This is a genomic window from Aquimarina litoralis (assembly GCF_019295435.1).
Lineage (GTDB): Bacteria > Bacteroidota > Bacteroidia > Flavobacteriales > Flavobacteriaceae > Aquimarina > Aquimarina litoralis_A.
Genome location: NZ_WEKL01000001.1, coordinates 42,638 through 64,004, shown reverse-complemented (window position 1 = coordinate 64,004; position 21,367 = coordinate 42,638). Strand labels below are relative to the sequence as shown.

The window sequence follows — 21,367 nt, the reverse complement described above, 5'->3', positions numbered from 1 at the left end:
TCTAAATAAAAGGAAAGATGTTTTTACCGTAAACAGAATATTGTTTTAATGTCTAAATGGTTTTCAAAATTGTTTCAACTACCGTTTCAGGTTTAATAGAATGCATTACCTTTTCATACCCTGGTGGAAATTTATTTCCGTAAATTGAGGTTGGTATTTGGTCGTATTTGGCAAGATTAGGCAATAGAGCATTTTCCATAGGTTGACCAAAAGGCATAAACCCTGCAAAGGGATGCGTTACTCCCCAAAGTGTAATTGTAGGAATTCCAAACATAGCTGCCAGATGTGCATTGCCACTATCCATAGATAACATACCATCCAGATTTGCGATAAGCTTTAATTCATCCTCAAAAGATAGCTTACCAGCAACATTTATAACATTTTGATACTTACTTTCGATATTATTTAAAATATCCATTTCTTTTTTTCCACCTCCAAACAATAAAATTTCATAAACATTCTCTTCATTTAATTGCTCGATGACCTCAATCAACAAATCTAATGGATATACTTTACTTTGGTACTGGGCAAAAGGAGCAATTCCTAGCCACTTTTTTGTAGAATTCTTTGTAAGTTCTAATATATTTGGTGTTAACGTTGCTTTCTTAGGAAAGGAATGATTTTTTAAATCGATTGGAAATCCTAACTTACCAAAAACATCTGCATAACGCTGATGGGTAGTTTTTAGTTGTTTAAACTCTTTATTACTAGATCTTGTTAGCGCTTTTTTCTCTGCTCTTCCTTTGTCTATTTGTACAACTTTGACTCCTCTTAATCTGAGCAGGTTTTTTAGCACATTTGACCTCAACACATTATGTAAATCAGCTACAGCAGTGATTCCCGTTTTCCGAAGTTCATTAGACAACCTAGATAGTCCTAAAACCCCTTTATGTTTTCCAGTAACATCCGCATGATATACTTCTAAATTTTCAATTCCTGAAAAAATAGGCTCGAAGAATTTTCTAGTTAGTACTGTTATTTTAGCATTAGGGTAGGCTTCTCTAAAGGTTCTTAAAACAGGTACTGTCATAGCTACATCTCCCATTGCCGATAATCGAATGACAAGAATATGTGCATCAAAGCCCTTTTTAGAAAGGGCTTTGTCATTTTGCTGTATATTAATAATCTTGTTCAAAAGAGCTATTACTTTTCTCCTCTTAAAACCGGATTTAGCTCATCATCATTGTACATTTTCATCTGCTTATACACTTTCATATATTTATCACCATTCTCAATATCATTCAATAATGTATCTATAGCAGTAGAAAGATCTACTTGCTGTTCCAATAAAACATCATACTTCTTTTGGCAAGCTGCTTTATGTGAATCAGAAGCGTCCTCTCTTACTGTTTCCTCATGCATATGATATACCTTAAGTGCCAAAATTGATAATCGATCTATTCCCCAAGCTGGACTTTCTGTATTGATAGATGCATTTTCTTTGGCAACTACGTCCTTATATTTTTCCAAAAAGTAACTATCTATGTATTCTACCATATCAGTCCTATCCTGATTAGACGCATCAATCTGTCTTTTCAATGTTAAAGCTGCAACAGGATCAATCTCTGGATCTCTTATAATATCTTCATAATGCCACTGTACGGTATCTATCCAGCACTTGCGATATAATAAGTGCTCTATTTGTTGTGATTTACTATCATAAGGATTCGAAAATTCTTGATCCACACGATCAACTACATGATACATGTCTATGACTTCTTTAAAAATCTTATTCGCTTTATCTGTAAACATTATTTTTATTTTTCTGAGATGCGTAAATATTTTTTGATTGTTATCTGCTAACTTCTTATCAGAAGTAGTTATTTAATTACATGTTCATAACGCCTTCAAATTTATCTTATTTTTAGCGTTTTCATTAAACATTTAGTATAACTAAGGAAAACATAATTGAATTTGAAGTTTATAATTAGTAGCTAAAAAACTGTAATTACCTTTCTTTTTGTAACAACTATGTCCTTTATGGTATAACAAACCTATTTTTCTAACTGGCACAAAGGTATTACATTTTGCAATAGTATCTAAAATATTGCAATTAGCGATATAAGGCCTCTGAAATTATCTCAGTATCTGTATGAAAAATATGTTCTTTTTGTCTTCAACAAGTGTATTACTATTCTGATTATAAACTTTATACATATTTGTTATAGTATTCATATATATAGAAATAACGATTGTAAAAAAAGGAATTATCTATATTACTATAATTCGAATTTTGTATGTAGATCCGTCCATGCTATCCAAACACTATCATATGTAAACGGAAAACACTTAAAATAGCAGTGAAATGAAAGGCAATAATAAAAATACCCAAAGGTTTATTTCTTTTACGAATTTTCCTTGATCCATCTCCAAATAGGCAGTACCTATTATTGCTAATGGAGCACCAATAAATATCATTTCAGCAGTGCTTTTACTAGGAGCGATTATGATAATTACCAAAGCAATCAACCATTGTGAAATAATCAACCTCAAAATGGGTTTTAACTTGGTGGATTTTCTATTAAATTTTAAAAAGTATATTGTAAAGAAAAATAGTGTGCAAATAATAAGAATACCGATAGAAAAAACGCTACTTTGATCTGTATAATTATTAAAGGAAAATGAAATTGGATCTACATAATCAGAAATAGTAAAAACCTTATCATAAAATAATAATGTAAAACAATTAGCCAATATGTAGACAGTTATTACAGAAATTATAGGAATTATCCAGTTTCTATAATTCTTAGGTTCAAAAAATAAAATGCCTAAGAATACAAAAATCATAAATCCAATACTCCAGAAATATGCTAAGGACGCTATACTTACAAATAGCGAAGCATCCAAGATTTTAGATTTTATATGTTTACCATTTCTTAGACTAAGCACACTTCTAGCTCCAAGAATCACTAACAAATTAGCTAATAAAATATAGATATTTGTAAGTGAATCAGGTAATATTGCCGTCAAAAAAGCAAAAAGTAATATAGTATTGGTACTTTTTTGTGTAAGATCATTCTTCTGAGTTATCAAATTGAGTACTAGCATTGCCAAAATATAGGCTACAAATCCTGTTAAAGAGATAAGAATACTATTGTAATTAAGACCAAAACCATTTTTATAGTAAGCTATTATATATAATAGCAGCATATATATAGCAACTATTATAAAATTAATTGGTTTTGATTTACTAAAAAAGCTTGATAACACTACTATTTTTTATATTTTTGCGTCAGACAATCAATTATTGTTTTTACTAATAATATTACTAATTTATAAAAAGTTTTTCGTTAGCTTTTTATAATGAAAATGAAGATCATATTATGAAAGAATTTTTTGAAGCTATTCAATATTTATTTGTAGATGTACTTTTTGCTCCTCTAGATTCACTAAGAGCGTTAGAATTAGAAAGTTGGACTGCAGCTAATATTGTAAACTGGTTATTTATGTTAATTGGTTTTGTTGCTTTTCTTTATTGGATGAAGGAGTTGAAAAAATTTAATGACAACAATGAAGAAGATCGAGATCCGACAGCTCATTCATTTTTGGACTAAATTATTTTATATATCGTATATTAAAAAAGCTCATTGTAGATCTACAATGAGCTTTTTTAATAATAGTATAGTTTATTGACTATAAATCGAATCCTAAATCTTTTCTATAGTACATTTTTTCGAAAGTAAGTTTCTCTATATTTTGATATGACTTTTCTAAAGCTTTTCTAAAATCATCATCAAATGAGGTTATTGCTATTACACGACCTCCATTTGTAACTGTTTTACCATTATCTATTTTGGTGCCAGCATGAAAAACAATCGAATCTTTTATTTGATCGATTCCAGTAATTTCCTTTCCTTTTTCATACGCTTCTGGATATCCTCCAGAAACCGTCATAACCGTAGTAGCACTTCGCGGGTCGATGTCGATATCAATTTTATCCAGTGTTTGATTTGATACGTGATTAAAAAGTGATACCAGATCTGTTTTTACCCTTGGCAAAACAACTTCAGTCTCAGGATCTCCCATTCTTACATTATATTCAATAACTTTAGGATCGTCTCCTACTTTTATCAAACCAATAAAGATAAAACCTTTATATTCTATTTTCTCCTTTGTGAGGCCTTCTACAGTAGGTTTAACGACTCTTTCTTCTATTTTATCCATAAAGCTACTATCAGCAAATGGAACTGGAGAAATAGCGCCCATTCCTCCTGTATTTAATCCTGTATCTCCTTCTCCAATACGCTTATAATCTTTTGCTGTAGGTAAGGTGATGTAATTTTTACCATCTGTAAGAACAAAAACACTTAGCTCAATTCCATCTAAAAATTCTTCTATTACCACTTTTTCACTTGCTGCACCAAACTTTTTATTGGTCAACATGTTTTCTAGTTCTGCTTTAGCGGTTTCAAGATCTTGAAGAATTAACACGCCTTTTCCTGCTGCAAGACCATCTGCTTTTAACACATAAGGAGGTTTTAAAGTCTCTAAGAATTCCTTCCCTTTATTCACAGTATTTGCAGTAAAACTTTGATAAGCAGCGGTAGGGATATTGTGTCTAAATAAAAACTCCTTTGCGTATTCCTTACTACCTTCTAACCTTGCTCCCTCTTTTGAAGGACCAATTAAAGCTACATTTTTTAGATCACTATCATTTGCGAAAAAGTCGGCTATACCTTGCACCAAAGGATCTTCAGGCCCTACAACAACCATTTCTATTTTTTCGTCTATTACAAGGTTCTTTATAGCATCAAAGTCTGTTACAGAAATAGATATATTTGTTGCAATATCAGCCGTTCCCGCATTTCCTGGAGCAACAAATAACTTATCACATAAGTTACTTTGTGCTATTTTGTAAGCAAACGTATGTTCTCTACCTCCAGATCCTAAAACTAAAATATTCATTATTTATTGGTTGTTTTTATTGCTAATTTAACAAGCTTCAAAAATAGTTTATTAGCAATTGTCTTACTAATTATTTTAAAGGCTATTTTAATATTTATGATACTATCAGATTATTCCGAATTATTCTACTACTTAGAATACTTCGTTTCTTAAGCAATAATGGAATTATAATAGAAAAAAATACAATTCCGTTGAATCTTACCAGCATTGATTCGAATATAAGAGAAATAAGAAGAATAAGGAAAACCGAAAATTCGTTTCGGCTTCTTCTCATTCGAATCGCTAATACCACAAAAATACTTACCAGTATGACAAAACCCATAATACCCGTTTGTAATAATGTCTGAAGAAACTGGTTGTGTGCGTTATATCTGTTGTCAAAATTATATGTATAGCCAAGTTCGCTATACTTATTTATTAAAATATCATTAGCGTCTCCTATTCCATAACCTAGTAATGGTGCATCCTTTATTAATTTCAAACTTGCATCCCACGAAAGTAATCGCGCCTTCTCAGAAGTAGAGTTAGCATATTCTATGGAATTGCCGAAGTTTTTAATCTTAGCATAGAAATCAAATACTCTTGGATTGTTAAGAAAAATAATAACTCCTAATACAAACATTATCATCATAGTATGTTTTCTACTTCTTTCTGAAATGTCAAAAATCAAAAGCAAACACATAATTAGCAGTATTAGGTATGCCGCAATTGAAGCTAACAGGAAAAGATAGAGAAATAAGATGACTACGACTGTAGTTCTTAGTCTAGAATCTAAGTTCTTTTTTAGGTAAAAACTTAGTACTAACAATATATATAACGATAGATAACTTGGGTTGATAAGCTTAGAAAATTCATCTTCTACCAAATAATTCCATCCACTCATCAATGCATCTAAAAAAGAAGTGAGATCTTGTATTGAAACATTAGTAAAAAAACCTTCCTTAAAGATAGATATAGAATTATTTAGAGCAATTGATAAATTAATAAAAAAAGAAATAACCAATCCGACAAGCAAAAACTCAAACAACTTCCTTACAGAGGATGCATCTTCCTTTACAAAAAGGAAAATAACAGGAAATAAGAACAATGATAATGATCGTTGTAATACATCAAGTCCGTATGAACTATTACTAGTGTAAAACAAACTGATGGCCATTACGACAAAATACAAAGGAAGCAGCAATAAGATTTTATTATCCAGAACAAACTTTTTCTTTGATCGAAATATATTGATAATACCAAGGGTTATCGATATTATGAAAAAAGGAGTGGGAAGATTGATTCCTAGAGGCAACAATAAAAAAGCTATATACAAACTATTCCAAAATATAGTAAGTACTATATCATCATCATGTTTATAAAACATTTCGGAAAGTTCCATTATTTTTTTTCCAAACTCCACCTTTATTATCGTATTGTTTATACGGCTTCTAACTAATATGCTTTTTCTTGTCCTTTAATAACATTCATTATGGTATCTAGCACAATTTTAGAATCCAAAAGCAAAGACCAGTTCTCTATATAAAAAATATCATACTTAATACGATTTACGATATCTTCATCACTCTCAACTTCACCTCTATATCCTTTTACCTGTGCCATTCCTGTAATTCCAGGCTTTACAGAATGTCTAAAAACAAAATTATATTTGTCTATTCTTTTTCCATAATCTTTAGTGTAAGAAATCATATGTGGTCTCGGACCTACTACAGACATATCCCCGAAAAGCACGTTGAAAAATTGTGGAAGTTCATCAATACTTGTTCTTCGTATGAAACGTCCTATTTTAGTCACTCGATGATCGTCTTTTTTTACTTGAACCAGATCTGAAAAATTTTCATCCCTCATAGATCTAAATTTATAACAAATAAATTCTTTGTAATTTATCCCATTACGTCGATGACTATAAATTAAAGGACCTTTTGATTCTAGTTTAATCAGAACATACAATAGTGGTATTAACCAGGATAATATAAAAATGATTACCATTAGTGAAAAAACAATATCAAAACCTCTCTTAATAGCTCTATTCGTAGCATTGTTTAATGATACTTCTGGTATTGATAAAACCGGTAAATACTCATAATAATCTGTCTTCAATCTTTTAGAAAAGATACGTTGAGAATTGGGGATAAACTTTAAAACACTATAATTCTGATCAGCATATTTTACGTATTCATTTACAACCTCATCTGAAATCTCATCTATAGAACAGTATATCTCATCTACATCTTCTTTTTTTAAAAATTCAAAGCTATCTTTAATTTTATCAGGTAGTTCGTCAGAAAACACCTTTAAAACCTGATATCCTAAATCTTTTCTCTTTTCAAAAAACGCATTGAGTTGTTGTGCACTTTTGTTGTTTCCTATAATAACAACTATTCTATTATTTCCTCCAAGATAAGATCGGTATCTTTTTAAAGCATAATATGAAATCACCTTCACGATACCAATTGAAAAAATCGAAACTGAAATAAAAGAAAAGATATCACTTGTAGAAAAGAAATTTATTTTCAGCAATCCAAAATAGGCAAATAAAAGAACCAGAATCAGCAGTCCTTGTTTTATTAAAAGAGATATAATAGTTAATACTTTGGTAAATCTATAAACCTCATAAAAATTAAGTAGGTATGCCGATATATACCATATAATGGACAAGAATACATATAATTGATTATTGGCAATATTATTCAGAAAATAAAAAGAGGATATTAACAAAATAAGAAGATCAATAACAATAAGTATTGGTCTTATTAAATACGAATATCCTCCTCTTTTATGATGCATTTATTGTTCGGAATAAGATGAAAAATCTTTATGCTCACTTCTATATAATTCTTCTTCAGAAAGACTTTTAAAATATTCCAATGTACGTTTCATACCTTCAGATCTGTCAATTTTTGGCTCCCATTTTAAAACTTCTTTAGCTTTTGAAATATCTGGTTGTCTTTGTAAGGGATCATTAACTGGGAGCGGTTTATAAATCACTTTTTGGTCGGTTCCAGTTAATTTTATGATTTCTTCTGCAAAATCTCCAATTGTAATTTCATTTGGGTTACCAATATTTACAGGATATACGTAATCACTAAACAACAATCTATAAATTCCTTCTATCAGATCATCCACATAACAGAAGGAGCGTGTTTGAGAACCATCTCCGAACACTGTAAGATCTTCTCCTCTTAAAGCTTGTCCTATAAAAGCAGGAACTACCCTTCCATCATTTAATCTCATTCTAGGGCCGTAGGTATTAAAAATACGCACAATTCTTGTTTCCAATTTATGATAAGTATGATACGCCATTGTTATAGATTCTTGAAATCGTTTTGCTTCATCATACACTCCACGAGGTCCAATTGTATTTACATTGCCATAATAATCTTCCGTTTGAGGATGAATCAAAGGATCCCCATATACTTCACTCGTTGAAGCAATTAATATTCTGGCGTTTTTTTCTTTTGCCAAACCTAAAAGATTATGTGTCCCTAATGATCCTACTTTTAAAGTTTGTATTGGTATTTTAAGATAATCTATAGGACTTGCAGGAGAAGCAAAATGTAGTATATAATCTAAATTACCAGGAACATGAACAAACTTTGAAACATCATGATTATAAAACTCAAAATTCTTAAGTTTAAATAAATGTTCAATGTTTTTTAGATCTCCGGTGATTAAGTTATCCATACCAATCACATGATAACCTTCTTTAATAAATCGATCACAAAGATGTGATCCTAAAAATCCAGCAGCTCCGGTAATTAAAACTTTTTTCATCTGTTCTTTTTTATTTTTTTTGAATAGTCAGATGGAATTCTCCACTAAACATATCGGTTGACATTAACCTAGTTATTATGGCTCATTTCATGGTATTTATTTGATATCTTTTCTTCCAATAGAGAAGTACGCGATTTTTTCTTTTTCCATATCTGCTAAATCGTATAGATTTCTTCCGTCAAAAATTACAGGATTGATAAGAAGTTCCTTTATCTTATCAAAATTAGGAGTCCTGAAAATACTCCACTCCGTACATATGATCAATGCATCTGCATCAGTCAAAGCATCATACATTGAATTGGAAAAAGTAATCTTATCTCCATATTTCCTAGCCACATTATCCATAGCTTCTGGATCAAATGTTTTTACCTGTGCTCCTCTATCTAATAAACTGTTTATAATATCTAAAGAAGGAGCTTCTCTGATATCATCTGTCTCTGGTTTAAATGCAAGACCCCAGATAGCAAGGGTTTTTCCTTCCAAATTATTCCCAAAATATGACTCAATTTTAGGAAGTAATGCTATTTTTTGATTTTGATTCACATCTATAACGGACTCCAAAATTTTAAAAGCATAACCATCTTCTTTTCCAGATTTATGTAGTGCTTTTACATCCTTTGGAAAACACGAACCTCCATATCCAATTCCTGGAAACAAAAATCGCTTTCCAATTCTCGAATCAGTACCCATACCTATACGAACCTTATCTACATCAGCCCCCACTTTTTCACAATAGTTAGCAATCTCATTCATAAAGGTAATCTTAGTTGCCAAAAACGAATTAGCAGCGTACTTAGTAAGTTCAGCGGATTTTTCATCCATTACGATGATAGGGTTTCCTGATCTTACATACGGCTTATATAATTTTTTCATCAGATCAGTCGCACGATCTGATGAAGAACCGATAACTATACGCTCAGGTTTCAGAAAATCATCTACTGCAAAACCTTCTCTTAAAAACTCAGGATTGGATACTACATCAAAATCACATTTAGAATTTTCTAATATCGCTTCTCGAACCTTCTCAGCTGTACCTACTGGAACTGTACTTTTATCTACAATAACTTTATAGTCAGAAATAAGCTTACCTATATCATTTGAAACACCTAAAACATAAGATAGATCTGCCGACCCATCTTCATCTTCTGGAGTTGGTAAAGCAAGGAAAATAATATCACCATGATCGATACCTTCTTCTAGCGATGTTGTAAAACGTAATCTATTTGCTTTTATATTTCTTTCAAAAAGAACATCTAAATGGGGTTCATATATCGGAACTTCACCATTACGCATCCTCTCAACTTTTGCAGAATCAATATCAACACATACAACCTCATTGCCTGTCTCTGCTAAACATGTACCTGTTACCAATCCTACATAACCCGTACCTATTACTGATATTTTCATGTATACCTAAAATTAGATTCAAAAATCGGGTTTTCTAATGATTTATCAAGCTTTTTGAAGAAATATTATGTTTAAGAGTATGATAATTTTCTAATATGCTTTTTCTTCTCCCTTAAAAATATTAATCACAGTTTGTACTATGATATAAATATCCAATAATACGGACCAATTTTCTATATAGAAAATATCATATTTTGTTCTATTTACAATATCTTCATTAGTTTCTATACCTCCACGATACCCCTTAACTTGGGCTAATCCTGTTATACCAGGTTTTACTAAATGTCTGACCATGTATTTCGAAACGGTTGTCCCATATAATTCATTTTGTTTCCATAAATGAGGCCTAGGACCCACCACAGACATGTCCCCGAATAATACATTAATAAACTGAGGTAATTCATCTATGCTTGTTCTTCTTATAAATTTTCCAACTCTTGTAGTACGTGGATCATTTCTAGTCGCAGAATTTTCTGAAACCGAATTCACATGCATTGATCTGAATTTATAACAAAAGAATCCTTTTTCCTTTATTCCAGGGCGATTTTGTTTAAAAAAAACTGGCCCCTTGCTTTCTAGTTTAATAATCAAAGCTAAAATAGGAATTAGCCAAGAAAGAATAGTAACCATAACTAAAGCTGCCAAAATAAAATCAAAAAGTCTCTTCCCTCCACTTTTTATTGGATCATCCAAAGGAATTTCCCGTAATGAAATTATTGGAACTAAATCGTAATAAATGAGATGTAAATTTTTAGCAAATATTTCTTTCGTATCTGGTATAAATTTCAAATTTTTCATTTGAACATCACAAAAGTCAATATAACTTTTTACTGCATCATCATCTAGCTCATCAAGAGAACAATAGATTTCGTCAATATCACCATTTGAAATAAAATCAAAACTCTGCTCAATATTCCCTATTTTGTCTTTTGAGGGTTGATTCGTAAAAAAGCCTTTATATCTATAACCATAACCAGGCATAGAATTGAAGAAATTGATAAGCTTCTTTGTCGATTCATTATCTCCAATGACTACAACATTTCTATAATTACTTCCGGTTATTATTCGGTATTTCTTAAAAATTTCATATAAAAATATCCTCCAAATATTTAAAACAACAAAGAGCCAAATGAAATAACTTACAATACTTGCCCAAGGAATATCAGATTTTGAAACATATAAATAACTTGTTATTAATAGCACTAATGTTACTGTTTGTTTAAATAACAATGCAATAATTTCAATAATTTTAGTAAAGCGATATACTTTATAAAATGAAAGTAAAACTGACAATAATACCCAGAATAAAATAAAAAACATCAGATCGGTATAACTCTGAGTCAAAAGAAAAAATGATAATAAATATATAATCAATAAATCAATACCATATAATATAGGGCGGATGTATTTAGAATATCGATTTTTATACATGGAATACTTTATACAAACAATTTTAATTTACCACTTCTTCAAACGAATAAAAATAAGTAGAATTATATTATTACTTTGTATGACGCGTATATTTTTGATATATATTTTCAATTATTGAAATATTCTTGTTCAAGTTGTATTTCTCATGAAATTGTTCTAAAGAGCTTTGCTCCATTTTTCTCCTTAAATTTTCATTTTTATATAAGCTCATAATTTTTTCCGACATTCCCAAAATATCATTATTCCTAATTAGATATCCATTGAGACCGTCAACAATTAGATCTCTGTTTCCATCACAATCGGTAACTACACATGCCTTAGACAGCGCTAAACTCTCAATAACCGAATATGGCAAACCTTCATATCTCGCTGTAGAAATATAAAGTTTAGATTTAGAAATTATTTTGAAAATTTCTTTCCGTTCAATCCAACTAACCAAAGTAATATTCTCTTTTAGGTTATAATCTTCAATAAGTTGTTCTACTTTTTTTAGATTTGGGAAGTATTCTCCTACTCCCATAAGAACCAGATGAATAGCAGGTATTTCCTTTTTTATTTCCCTTATAACCTCCACCATCATTTCTATGTTTTTTTGATATGAAGGACGGCCAACGGTACATATGTAATTATCCGGCCAGCTAACTGGATATTTAATATCTTCTTCAATTTCTTCAATAGGAATTATTGAATTGTTAAACAATTCTGTTTTTGAGCTTTTATACCCAACTTCTTTAATACCTCTCTTCAATTCGGAATTAGAAGATGCAACTAAAACAGAATTTAATCTTCGCAAAACTTTCTCGATTAGTAAAATTATCCAGACTTTAAACCTATTATTTGTACTTAAATAGGAGTAAGCCTGTGGTGTATGAAGAACTGTAATGGGATAAAATATTGATGCTACTCTAGCAATAAGTCCTCCTTTTGCACTATGAGCATGTAAAATATCAGGAGTTTCTTTCTTAAGAATTTTTACTGTATGAATTATCGATTTAATATCATTAATAATACTTATATCTCTTAATATAGGGACTTTATAATCTTTGATAAGCTTTTTATTTTTATCTAAATATTTTTTGCTGGTGTCTTTTTCACCATGAACAACAAAATTATCATATACTTCAGGATCAATATTTTCAAGAATCAACCTTAGCGACACATCAACTCCACCAATTGAATTCAGTACATGACCAACTTTTATTTTATTCATAAAAACTTAATTAATAATAGATTTTTTTCTATTCTCCATGAGAAAGATTAGAAATACTCCAAAACAATATACTCCCACTTGTCGATGAAAATAATTTTCCACTAAACCTATAAGAAGAAAAGACAATATTAATGAAACAGAAAAAAAACTGTGTCTATTTTTCCAAAAAGCAAAAACAAAAAATGATACAAAAATTATAAGACCTAAAATTCCTGAGACTAATAGGAAATCTAGAAACTGATTGTGTGTATTATATTTTATAAATAAAAACCACTCTCTTTTTTCTTTATGATCAATGCTTCTATCATAACAATCTAACAACTCTTTCTCCTGTAAGTTATAAGATGCTAATCCATTTATCATATTATAATTTTCCTTCTTAGTAATATCATATACACAAGGCCAGATAACCATTCTAGGCTCCCATATGGCTAAATTTTTCATAAAAGAATTGTCCTGATCTTTATAAAAAAATCGATTCTGTAGATTCTTATTTGTCATAAAAAAGCCAGCAAGTAATATCGTTCCTAAACCTAATACAATTAGTACTTTTCTTTTGTCTAGTTTTTTGATCATATATAAAAAAGCAATCAACACAATTGAAATCAGTGCCATTCTTGCCGCAATTAATAAGACAAACACAACCAGAACAGCTATATTTAGCAACATTAGTTTTCGATAGTGTTTGAATAAATCAAGTGATACTACAAAACTAATAACACATAAGAAAGCAATATATACTCTTTCTAGAATTAAAACCTCATTGATTGCCTTACCAGAGCTAAAATTAAAATCTCCAGTTTTATAGATATACATAAAGATAGATCCCATAGAGATAATAACACCAAAAAACACTCCTAAAACCACGAAAATTTTTAATTCTTTTAAGTAGTTTTTTATGGGAATAGACAATACAAAAATACCTGCTGGAAGATATAATTTCCCCAGTTGCGATAGCTCAGAATTAAAGTTTCCAAAACTCACAATATTTAGTGTGATATATAATATCAAAATCAAATACAAGTAAACCGTTTGATTTTGAAAATCTTCTCTCTTTTTGCCTTTTAGACAAAATGGAAAAAAAGCTATTAACAGAACTAAGATAATATTAGGCACTGATGTTGCCACGTCACTAAAAGGAAGTGAAAATATAAGAATACAAAAAAGAGCTAAATACCCTTTAAGAAGCAAAGATTGTTTCACTTTCTAATAATTGATTTTATTTTATTACTGGTCTTTCTAGACACCAAAAGCAATAAAAGGTTTCTAAGTAACCCATAACTAGGATACCATCCTAAATAATAATTATTTAAAATTACTTTTATTCTGCTTTTTACTTGTCTTTTTCTTTTTAAAGACGAAATAGAGTTAGGATCAACAATATAATCCATGAGAACCTCTGGGTAATTCTCTGATTTATATTTCTTAACGATATTCATAAAAAACGCATAATCCTCTGCTGCAGGATATGCTATAGGATACAATCCTATTTCAGATAAAATTGAACTTTCAAATACAACCGAAGGATGTATGAACGTAGTATTTAAATACATCTTTTTCTTTATTTCATCATACGAAGTAGGATGCTTCTCGATGTACAAAAATTTTCCTTGATCATCTTTAATATCTGCCCAACAACCTAATAATTTTATATTTTTATTTACTTCTAAATACGTTATTTGTTTCTTGAGTTTATCTTTATGAAACCTATCTCCACAATCCAATCGTCCTATGTACGTATAATTCTGCTCACTAATCTTACGTAAACCTGCATTTAATGCAATCTCGATACCTTTATTTTCTGAAAGTATTTCATAAGTAATTTTACCACGCTTACCATATGTTTTTTGAATTTCCTCAATTGGTAGCGGTTCTCTAATACTCCCATCATCAACAATCATCAGATCCACAGGAAAAGATTCTTGAATAGAGTTAATTGTGTTAATTACTCCTAATCTATTTTCATAATATGGAATCAGAACGACTATTTTAGATTGCATCAATTTCTTTTTTTCTCTGAAACTTATAAAAAAAACAAAGTAATGCTAAACATAACCAAACTCCATACATTCTAAACGAATCAATCTGCATCCAGTTTAAAACAAAACCCCCTAAAGAAACCAATATAATGACACCCATAGTTCTATTTTCTGGTTTCTTTCTAAGCTCATTGGCTTGATAAAAAAATGAACTAATAAAACACAAAAATAGTATTAAACCTATGGTACCTGTTTCTGCCAAAATTCTAGTGTATATATTATATCCTGGAGGAAATGATTTTAATTTTTCATTAAGATATTTATAATCAAACTCCCAATTATTCTTCACTGCCCAATAGGGATACTTATGTTTAGCGTGATAAGCCTGTTGTCCATAACCTACACCAAAAACTGGATTTTCTTTATATATTAACAAGGATGTGTACTGTATCCCTAATCTAGATTGATTTGAATAGTTCCTATTAACATTTGTAAAATCCAAGGAAGCTGCTTTTTCAGAAGCAAACTCATGTACAGCTCTATAATTTACAACCAATAAAATTACTACTGAAGCTAGTATTATTCTTAATCCATTCATTATTAAATAATGATATCTTTTTAGGTGAAATATTTGTATTAAAAATAAAACGAATTGAAATAAAATTACTACCAGGGAAGTTCTAGATCCAGAGGCAACTGCTAGAAACAAAACCAAGATAGCAGGAATAAATTTTTTAAGCCCTTTGTGTGTCAAAATATAAGAAAACATCCATCCCGCGATAGTGATCAAATACATGGCTAGTGCTGGAGGTTCATAGGTAATAGAACTTAAACGATGACTATTGTAATCTAAATTAACATTTACAAAAGGAAGGTAATCAAATAAATAAATTATTGGTTTCAGTTGATGAAGACCTAAACGAAGAATCACAACTTCCAAAACCGAGTAACTAAATACAACAATTAATGAAAACAGTAGTGTCTTTCTTACTAAATTTAAGATTTTATCCTTTCCTACATAACTAATTGCATTATAAAAAAGTGTAAAAAACAGAACACTAGATAATAGCAAAGAAAACAACTGTCTTATAAACCTATTAATTCCAGAAGTCTGCTTAAAAAAATTATCACTAATACTTGGCAAATTAATCAAGAAGGAAATTACAATCCAAATAAGAAATATGAAGAAAGCATGATATGTAAGATTAGAAACTGGAAATTTTATTTTTCTAGTCCAAATGAAATTCAAGAACAAGAGTAAAACTCCAAATATCAATACAAGCGCATTCGCATCTTGACTAAATTCCCCCATAAAAGACAGGCCTTTATATGAATTAAAGGGAATTAAGAACAAGCCAAGAATAAAAGCTTGAATAATAATCTTTTCTAAATTTTTCAAATTATGTATTTTCATTTAGGAACTTTGATAGAAATACTAATCTTTCTTTCTCCTTAGTCTCATAACTAAGTTTCCTGATTATATTGGTTCTATCAATATTTTTTCCTGTCCAATAAAGCACAAATTCTTTAATAGTGGAAATATTATCCTTTACATTATTGGTGCTGTTCGGTAACTCCAAAATATAATCTGAGCCTTTCATATCCACGTCATAACCTCCAAGTATTATTGGAAGCGCATTACATAAGTATTCGCGTACCTTTAGTGTTGAACTTTCATTTACACCTGCCTTATATAGTGATAAACTTCCAATAGCAACATCACAAAAAGAGTATATTTTTTTTATTTCGTCAAGCGCTAAATAACCATAAAATTTCACGTTATTTAAATTACTTTCTTGTTTGATCCCAATGATATGAAAATCAAATTCTGGTATTTTTTTTGCCATGTAATATATTTTATCCACTCCATGCCACTGACAATTCGGGCTACCGACAAATACCAATTGAGGTCTATCTGAAATTCTATTTTTTTCTATCTCATTAGTATCAAATAAATATCCATTTCCAATAGTAACTTTTGGAACATTTTTATGACTATATAATTCATTCAATTCTGTAGTAACAGTAACTAAACCATTAATATGATTTAATATTTTAGTCCTACCAAATTTATATATTATTCTTCGTGCTATTGTTTCATTCTGGATTTCTATCAAGTCATTAGTATTCACTTCCATAACAACCTGATAAAGTTTCAAAACCTTTGTTAAACCTGGATACCAAATTCCCTGCCTGTAATAGATAACATCAGGATGGTATCTTCTTATATCCTTATTAATTATACTTGAGCTTCTCACTTTAAATAAATAATTATTTAAAGAACTATTCTTTTTATTTGAATAGTAGGATTTTCTAATTACACCTTGAAAATCAATGTTTTTTTGATTCCTGGAAGGTTTAGTTGACAAAACTTGAACTTGATGACCATTCTTTGTCCAAATACTAGTTTGTTGAACAATTTTATTTAAAATACCACTTGAGGAATTAAGATCGAAATCTACTAAGTATAGAATTTTCATTAGAAAAATTATCTGTGCTAATAGGTCTTTATAATTTGATCAATAATCAATTTGGCAGCATTACCTTTACCATAAAAATTATGAGATAAATTTAATTTTTTTATAACCAATTCATCATATAAATCCATCAAATTAAGTTCTTCTGTCCATAAAAAATTACATCCAGATTCTACCAATTCTATCCATTCTGTTTCAGGTCTTAATGTAATACAAGGTTTTTGATGAAAAAAGGCTTCCTTTTGTATTCCTCCAGAATCGGTAATGATCATCTTGCAAGTCTTTTCTAACATTACCATATCTATGTAACCAATTGGATCAATAAAAGTAATATTCTTGGTTCTTATCTTAAACTCTTCTTTCTTTTGTTTAGTCCTTGGATGAAGTGGTAGTACTATATTAATTTTCTTGGCTAGTTCATCTAATTCACTTAGAATTCTGCACAATCTTTTTCTATCATCGGTATTTTCTGCTCTATGGACAGTAGCAAGAATAAAATCAGTACCTGTTAAATCTAATTTTTCAATAATTTTACTGTTAGACTCCGCTTTTTCTTTATAAAACAAAGATGCGTCATACATAACATCTCCTACTTGATGAATTTTATCGCTAGCAATACCTTCTTTTTTTAAATTTTCTACTGCTGTATTTGTAGGCGTAAATAACGTATCGGAAATATGATCTGTCAAAATTCGATTAACCTCTTCTGGCATTTTTTTATTAAATGACCTTAACCCAGCTTCGACATGAACCACTGGAATATGTAGTTTTGTCGATGCCAAAGCTCCAGCAATTGTACTATTTGTATCGCCATAAACTATAACTAAAGAAGGTTTTTCATCTAAAATAACTTTCTCAATACCAATTAACATTTCTCCGGTTTGTTCACCATGATTTCCTCCTCCTATTCCTAAATTATAATGTGGTTTAGGGATATCCATTTCTTCAAAAAAAATAGCTGACATATTATCATCATAATGTTGTCCTGTATGAACAATAATTTCATGAACGTTTTCAACATCTTTTATAGCTCTTGATATCGTAGCCGCTTTAATAAACTGTGGTCTTGCTCCAATGATTGTAATAATCTTTATCATTTGCATTTCTTTCATTTTAGTAGTTTTTTAAGTACCACATTTGTCCTATTAAGAACTACTAATTACAATATTTCTTATATTACTATTTAGTTATTTCAGATAATAATACTTATTAAGTAGATTTTCTTGATTGTGGATACGAATATAGGGCTATATTCAATAATTTATCAGAATGTATTTAATAGAGATTACTATTAGATAAAATGGTAATGCGTAAATAACAATAACAGACCAGTATTTTAATACATTAATGGTAGTATAATTATGAATCATAAAAGTGGCATATACAAAATAACTTATAGCGCTCAAACAACTAAATAGCATTATTGTTATATATACATCCTTAAAATATAAAATACCAAGTACTAATCCGATTAATCTTAGTCCAGACATAACAGAAAGAAACACAAACCCAACTTGCTGCTTTTCCTTAATGGTAATAATAAAAGTTATCGGTGAAACCAGAAAATTAAAAAATATCCAAGGAATCATTATACTAGCATAACTACCTGCAGTTCTCCATTGCTCTCCAAAGACAAATGCAAATATCTCTTCACCAAAAACAAATATTAATGTTAAAGGAATAAAGGATAAAAAAAATAATTGTCTGTGAGTTTTAAACACGAGTTGGGAAAATGCTTTTTGATTATTTTTTAATAAGGAACCCTTTTCAAAAAACACCTGACCCACTGCACCACCCATTATCGATATAGGTGTCATTAAAACTTTATATGCATGAAAATAAAATCCTCCAAATAACGATCCAAAATAACTTGGTATTAATAATATTGGAGCTTGAATAGTTCCTATATTGAAAAGACTAGAAGGCATATCAAATAAAGGAAATTTTATATATCTCTTTACTGTAGCTTTTAGTACAGAATATTTTATGTTTCTTATATATTTTTTATTTCCTTTTAATAAAAGAATCGCTTCTACTATAGATGCTATAAAAAAACCTACGATCAATCCTAAATACTTTATAAAATAAAGACTTATCTGTAATGTGGATTGTACCATTGACCTACCTACTTTAGAAACGGATATTTGCCCATATCGTCTCTTTTTAATATTAGTAAAAGTAAAAAGCTTAGTTATTCCCAAAAAAAGAACAGTAGGTATTAACAAATAGTTCAAATGATCTTTTTCTGCAATTTTGAGAAATGTCATTTTTTCGGAAAAGAAAAAAAATAAAACCGCAAAAAATATACTAAAAACACTAATTACTGCTATGGTAAGAGATATTACATTTGTTTTCTCTTCCTCATTATCAGTATTCATTATGGCCAATTCAAACTTACCAGTAACTATCTCTGATAAAATAATAGCAATACTAATATAGATTCCTAAAATGGAGAAATCTTCTGGAGTATATAATCTAGTTAGTACTGGAGATATAAGTATTGGAATGAATTGAGCAATTGAAGTTCCAGATACTAATGTTAAAACATGTTTTACAAACTCATTCTTGGTTAGGTTATAAAATTTTTCTTTTATAAAATTTACCATTGTCGTTTAAAAATACTTAGCAAAAAACCCCATGAATAAACTTAGATATTTAAATTAACTGAAAAGAACGAAAAATTGAACTTGTTTACATCCTTCAATAATTAACCAACACTAATAAAAGGTTTTTTAAAACCACATTCTAAATTATTCTAATATTAGTATTATCTCTGGAGTTTATGGTTTAATTCCCTTTGTAAGTTTACTGGCTTAAAAAATCATCAAATTTTTCAAAAAGAATATCAATTAGCTTATTTTCTGACTATTATCTTTTCGTTTTTGAGAAAACTTTTCTTTATTTTTAATTACGTCATCCTTTAATTTATCTACTTTTCTCTTAAATAATATTTTTCTTTTAATATTACTAAAACTATAATCAAATCGGTAGAAAAGATATGCCAAAATAATAACAGAACTTATCAAAAAAACTACTAAATAAAAATTATAAGAAGCACTTCCTAATAGAATCATTAAGATAACAAAAACCAGATTAAACCCTCCAATAATGAAACTAGCTTGTTTATGAGAAAGTTTAAAACTGTCTATCAATATATGATGTGTATGATTTCTATCCGCTGAAAAAGGGCTCTTCTTATTAGCTACTCTAATTGTAAAAACTCTTGCAGTATCAAACAAAGGAACGATTAATATACTAATAGCAATCAATGGTATATTTTCTAATAAAAAAGGCAAGCTATCATATGCAGCGGGTGATAGCGCTAAAAATTTAATCGTTAAGATACTTATAACAAAACCTACAATCAACGACCCTGTATCCCCCATAAATATTTTTCTGCTAGAAGACAAATTATAACTCAAAAAAGCAATTAACGAACCATTTAGTGCTAATGAAATAAGAACGTAAAAATATTCATCCGTTAAGTAAAAAATAGTTGTGTAAATTACTAAAATTACAACTCCCACGATCGATGCTAAACCATCTATCCCATCAATTAGATTATAGGCGTTTATTATCGTTAACATCATAAAACCTCCTACCAAATAAAACACATATAATGGTATTTCATAAATTCCTAAAAACCCATTTAAAGAATTAATCCTAAAGCTCTCATTGCTTAGGATAAAGACTATTGCTGTTAACTGTGCTGCTAGTTTAGTATATGGAGAAAGTACCAACAAGTCATCTTTTAACCCTATAATAAACAAAATTGTTAGACCTGGTATAAAATAAATAGCTTCATCATAAGTATCCCAATTATGAAGAAAAAATAATGTAAAAATTAAAGTATAAAAAAAAGATACACCTCCTAAAGTAGGGGTTTTTTTTACATGAGAACTTCGAATATTAGGGTTGTCCATTAGATTTTTGTATTCTACAAGACCAATAATTTTTGGCACTGTAAAATACGTGAGCAAATAAGCTCCTAAAAAAAATATAAGAGGATGGTAAACTTGCAAAACTAAATTAAGTTACTATTTGTGAATATCAAAAATACTAAATTAACGAATGCATCTTGAGTTTCTGGCATGTCAAATTAATATATACCATACTTTAATTAGTCAAAACATTGTTTAAAATCTTAACTAATTATGCAAAATTCATTACATTATTTATATAAA

Annotated in this window: 18 protein-coding genes; 1 reads left to right on the top strand and 17 read right to left on the bottom strand. The window is 29.5% G+C overall.

Going from position 1 to position 21,367, the window contains the following annotated elements; all coding sequences use genetic code 11:
• Positions 1 to 52: 52 nt before the first annotated feature.
• The 3 genes from GBO31_RS00285 to GBO31_RS00275 all read right to left on the bottom strand — a co-directional run bounded on the left by GBO31_RS00285 (position 53) and on the right by GBO31_RS00275 (position 3,210).
• On the bottom strand, positions 53 to 1,135 hold the full coding sequence (locus GBO31_RS00285; RefSeq protein ID WP_343211281.1) for a glycosyltransferase family 9 protein: 1,083 nt from the start codon (positions 1,133 to 1,135) through the stop codon (positions 53 to 55).
• Between the two features lie 8 nt (positions 1,136 to 1,143).
• Entirely contained in the window at positions 1,144 to 1,752 is a 609-nt protein-coding gene (locus GBO31_RS00280) for a DUF4254 domain-containing protein (protein WP_219006297.1), read from the bottom strand.
• A 537-nt stretch (positions 1,753 to 2,289) separates the two neighbouring features.
• Complete coding sequence (locus GBO31_RS00275) at positions 2,290 to 3,210, bottom strand: DUF6427 family protein (RefSeq protein WP_343211280.1); 921 nt, start codon at positions 3,208 to 3,210, stop codon at positions 2,290 to 2,292.
• A 113-nt stretch (positions 3,211 to 3,323) separates the two neighbouring features.
• Between GBO31_RS00275 and GBO31_RS00270 the strand changes: the two genes are divergently transcribed.
• Positions 3,324 to 3,554 carry a DUF6341 family protein gene (locus GBO31_RS00270; protein WP_219006295.1) on the top strand — a complete coding sequence of 77 codons (231 nt, stop codon included), beginning with the start codon at positions 3,324 to 3,326 and terminating at the stop codon, positions 3,552 to 3,554.
• Between the two features lie 79 nt (positions 3,555 to 3,633).
• Here GBO31_RS00270 and purD read toward each other — a convergent pair whose 3' ends face one another.
• The 14 genes from purD to GBO31_RS00200 form a co-directional block, all read right to left on the bottom strand.
• On the bottom strand, positions 3,634 to 4,905 hold the full coding sequence (gene purD / locus GBO31_RS00265) for a phosphoribosylamine--glycine ligase (protein WP_219006294.1): 1,272 nt from the start codon (positions 4,903 to 4,905) through the stop codon (positions 3,634 to 3,636).
• Positions 4,906 to 4,999: 94 nt separating this feature from the next.
• Positions 5,000 to 6,286: an O-antigen ligase family protein gene (locus GBO31_RS00260; protein ID WP_219006293.1), complete on the bottom strand. Its 1,287-nt coding sequence runs from the start codon at positions 6,284 to 6,286 to the stop codon at positions 5,000 to 5,002.
• A 53-nt stretch (positions 6,287 to 6,339) separates the two neighbouring features.
• Complete coding sequence (locus GBO31_RS00255) at positions 6,340 to 7,692, bottom strand: exopolysaccharide biosynthesis polyprenyl glycosylphosphotransferase (RefSeq protein WP_219006292.1); 1,353 nt, start codon at positions 7,690 to 7,692, stop codon at positions 6,340 to 6,342.
• On the bottom strand, positions 7,693 to 8,679 hold the full coding sequence (locus GBO31_RS00250; protein WP_219006291.1) for a UDP-glucuronic acid decarboxylase family protein: 987 nt from the start codon (positions 8,677 to 8,679) through the stop codon (positions 7,693 to 7,695). It abuts the gene before it with no gap.
• Positions 8,680 to 8,775: 96 nt separating this feature from the next.
• Positions 8,776 to 10,086, bottom strand: a complete 1,311-nt coding sequence (locus GBO31_RS00245; protein ID WP_219006290.1) for a UDP-glucose dehydrogenase family protein — start codon at positions 10,084 to 10,086, stop codon at positions 8,776 to 8,778.
• Between the two features lie 90 nt (positions 10,087 to 10,176).
• A complete protein-coding gene (locus tag GBO31_RS00240; RefSeq protein ID WP_219006289.1) occupies positions 10,177 to 11,517 on the bottom strand; it encodes an undecaprenyl-phosphate glucose phosphotransferase in 1,341 nt (446 codons plus the stop codon).
• A 70-nt stretch (positions 11,518 to 11,587) separates the two neighbouring features.
• Positions 11,588 to 12,727: a glycosyltransferase gene (locus GBO31_RS00235; RefSeq protein WP_219006288.1), complete on the bottom strand. Its 1,140-nt coding sequence runs from the start codon at positions 12,725 to 12,727 to the stop codon at positions 11,588 to 11,590.
• A 6-nt stretch (positions 12,728 to 12,733) separates the two neighbouring features.
• Positions 12,734 to 13,930: an O-antigen ligase family protein gene (locus GBO31_RS27280; protein WP_219006287.1), complete on the bottom strand. Its 1,197-nt coding sequence runs from the start codon at positions 13,928 to 13,930 to the stop codon at positions 12,734 to 12,736.
• Positions 13,927 to 14,727, bottom strand: a complete 801-nt coding sequence (locus tag GBO31_RS00225; protein ID WP_219006286.1) for a glycosyltransferase — start codon at positions 14,725 to 14,727, stop codon at positions 13,927 to 13,929. Before GBO31_RS00225 ends, GBO31_RS27280 begins: the two co-directional genes overlap by 4 nt.
• Positions 14,717 to 16,120: an O-antigen ligase family protein gene (locus GBO31_RS00220; RefSeq protein ID WP_219006285.1), complete on the bottom strand. Its 1,404-nt coding sequence runs from the start codon at positions 16,118 to 16,120 to the stop codon at positions 14,717 to 14,719. The genes GBO31_RS00225 and GBO31_RS00220 overlap by 11 nt, the downstream gene beginning before the upstream one ends.
• Positions 16,107 to 17,186: a hypothetical protein gene (locus GBO31_RS00215; protein WP_219006284.1), complete on the bottom strand. Its 1,080-nt coding sequence runs from the start codon at positions 17,184 to 17,186 to the stop codon at positions 16,107 to 16,109. The genes GBO31_RS00220 and GBO31_RS00215 overlap by 14 nt, the downstream gene beginning before the upstream one ends.
• A gap of 17 nt (positions 17,187 to 17,203) precedes the next feature.
• Positions 17,204 to 18,295: a non-hydrolyzing UDP-N-acetylglucosamine 2-epimerase gene (wecB, locus tag GBO31_RS00210; protein WP_246615728.1), complete on the bottom strand. Its 1,092-nt coding sequence runs from the start codon at positions 18,293 to 18,295 to the stop codon at positions 17,204 to 17,206.
• 141 nt (positions 18,296 to 18,436) lie between these two features.
• Positions 18,437 to 19,789 (bottom strand): lipopolysaccharide biosynthesis protein, encoded by a 1,353-nt coding sequence (locus tag GBO31_RS00205; protein WP_219006283.1) that lies wholly within the window; start codon positions 19,787 to 19,789, stop codon positions 18,437 to 18,439.
• A 243-nt stretch (positions 19,790 to 20,032) separates the two neighbouring features.
• A complete protein-coding gene (locus tag GBO31_RS00200) occupies positions 20,033 to 21,145 on the bottom strand; it encodes an MraY family glycosyltransferase (RefSeq protein ID WP_343211279.1) in 1,113 nt (370 codons plus the stop codon).
• Between the last annotated feature and the right edge of the window lie 222 nt (positions 21,146 to 21,367).

Excerpts from the sequence above, each read along its gene's own strand:
- GBO31_RS00220 (WP_219006285.1), bottom strand. The coding sequence starts at position 16,120 with ATGAAAATACATAATTTGAAAAATTTAGAAAAGATTATTATTCAAGCT.
- GBO31_RS00250 (WP_219006291.1), bottom strand. The coding sequence starts at position 8,679 with ATGAAAAAAGTTTTAATTACCGGAGCTGCTGGATTTTTAGGATCACAT.
- GBO31_RS00270 (WP_219006295.1), top strand. The coding sequence starts at position 3,324 with ATGAAAGAATTTTTTGAAGCTATTCAATATTTATTTGTAGATGTACTT.
- GBO31_RS00280 (WP_219006297.1), bottom strand. The coding sequence starts at position 1,752 with ATGTTTACAGATAAAGCGAATAAGATTTTTAAAGAAGTCATAGACATG.
- GBO31_RS00235 (WP_219006288.1), bottom strand. The coding sequence starts at position 12,727 with ATGAATAAAATAAAAGTTGGTCATGTACTGAATTCAATTGGTGGAGTT.
- wecB (WP_246615728.1), bottom strand. The coding sequence starts at position 18,295 with ATGAAAGAAATGCAAATGATAAAGATTATTACAATCATTGGAGCAAGA.
- purD (WP_219006294.1), bottom strand. The coding sequence starts at position 4,905 with ATGAATATTTTAGTTTTAGGATCTGGAGGTAGAGAACATACGTTTGCT.
- GBO31_RS00255 (WP_219006292.1), bottom strand. The coding sequence starts at position 7,692 with ATGCATCATAAAAGAGGAGGATATTCGTATTTAATAAGACCAATACTT.
- GBO31_RS00245 (WP_219006290.1), bottom strand. The coding sequence starts at position 10,086 with ATGAAAATATCAGTAATAGGTACGGGTTATGTAGGATTGGTAACAGGT.
- GBO31_RS00240 (WP_219006289.1), bottom strand. The coding sequence starts at position 11,517 with ATGTATAAAAATCGATATTCTAAATACATCCGCCCTATATTATATGGT.
- GBO31_RS00215 (WP_219006284.1), bottom strand. The coding sequence starts at position 17,186 with ATGAAAATTCTATACTTAGTAGATTTCGATCTTAATTCCTCAAGTGGT.
- GBO31_RS00260 (WP_219006293.1), bottom strand. The coding sequence starts at position 6,286 with ATGGAACTTTCCGAAATGTTTTATAAACATGATGATGATATAGTACTT.
- GBO31_RS00205 (WP_219006283.1), bottom strand. The coding sequence starts at position 19,789 with ATGGTAAATTTTATAAAAGAAAAATTTTATAACCTAACCAAGAATGAG.
- GBO31_RS00225 (WP_219006286.1), bottom strand. The coding sequence starts at position 14,727 with ATGCAATCTAAAATAGTCGTTCTGATTCCATATTATGAAAATAGATTA.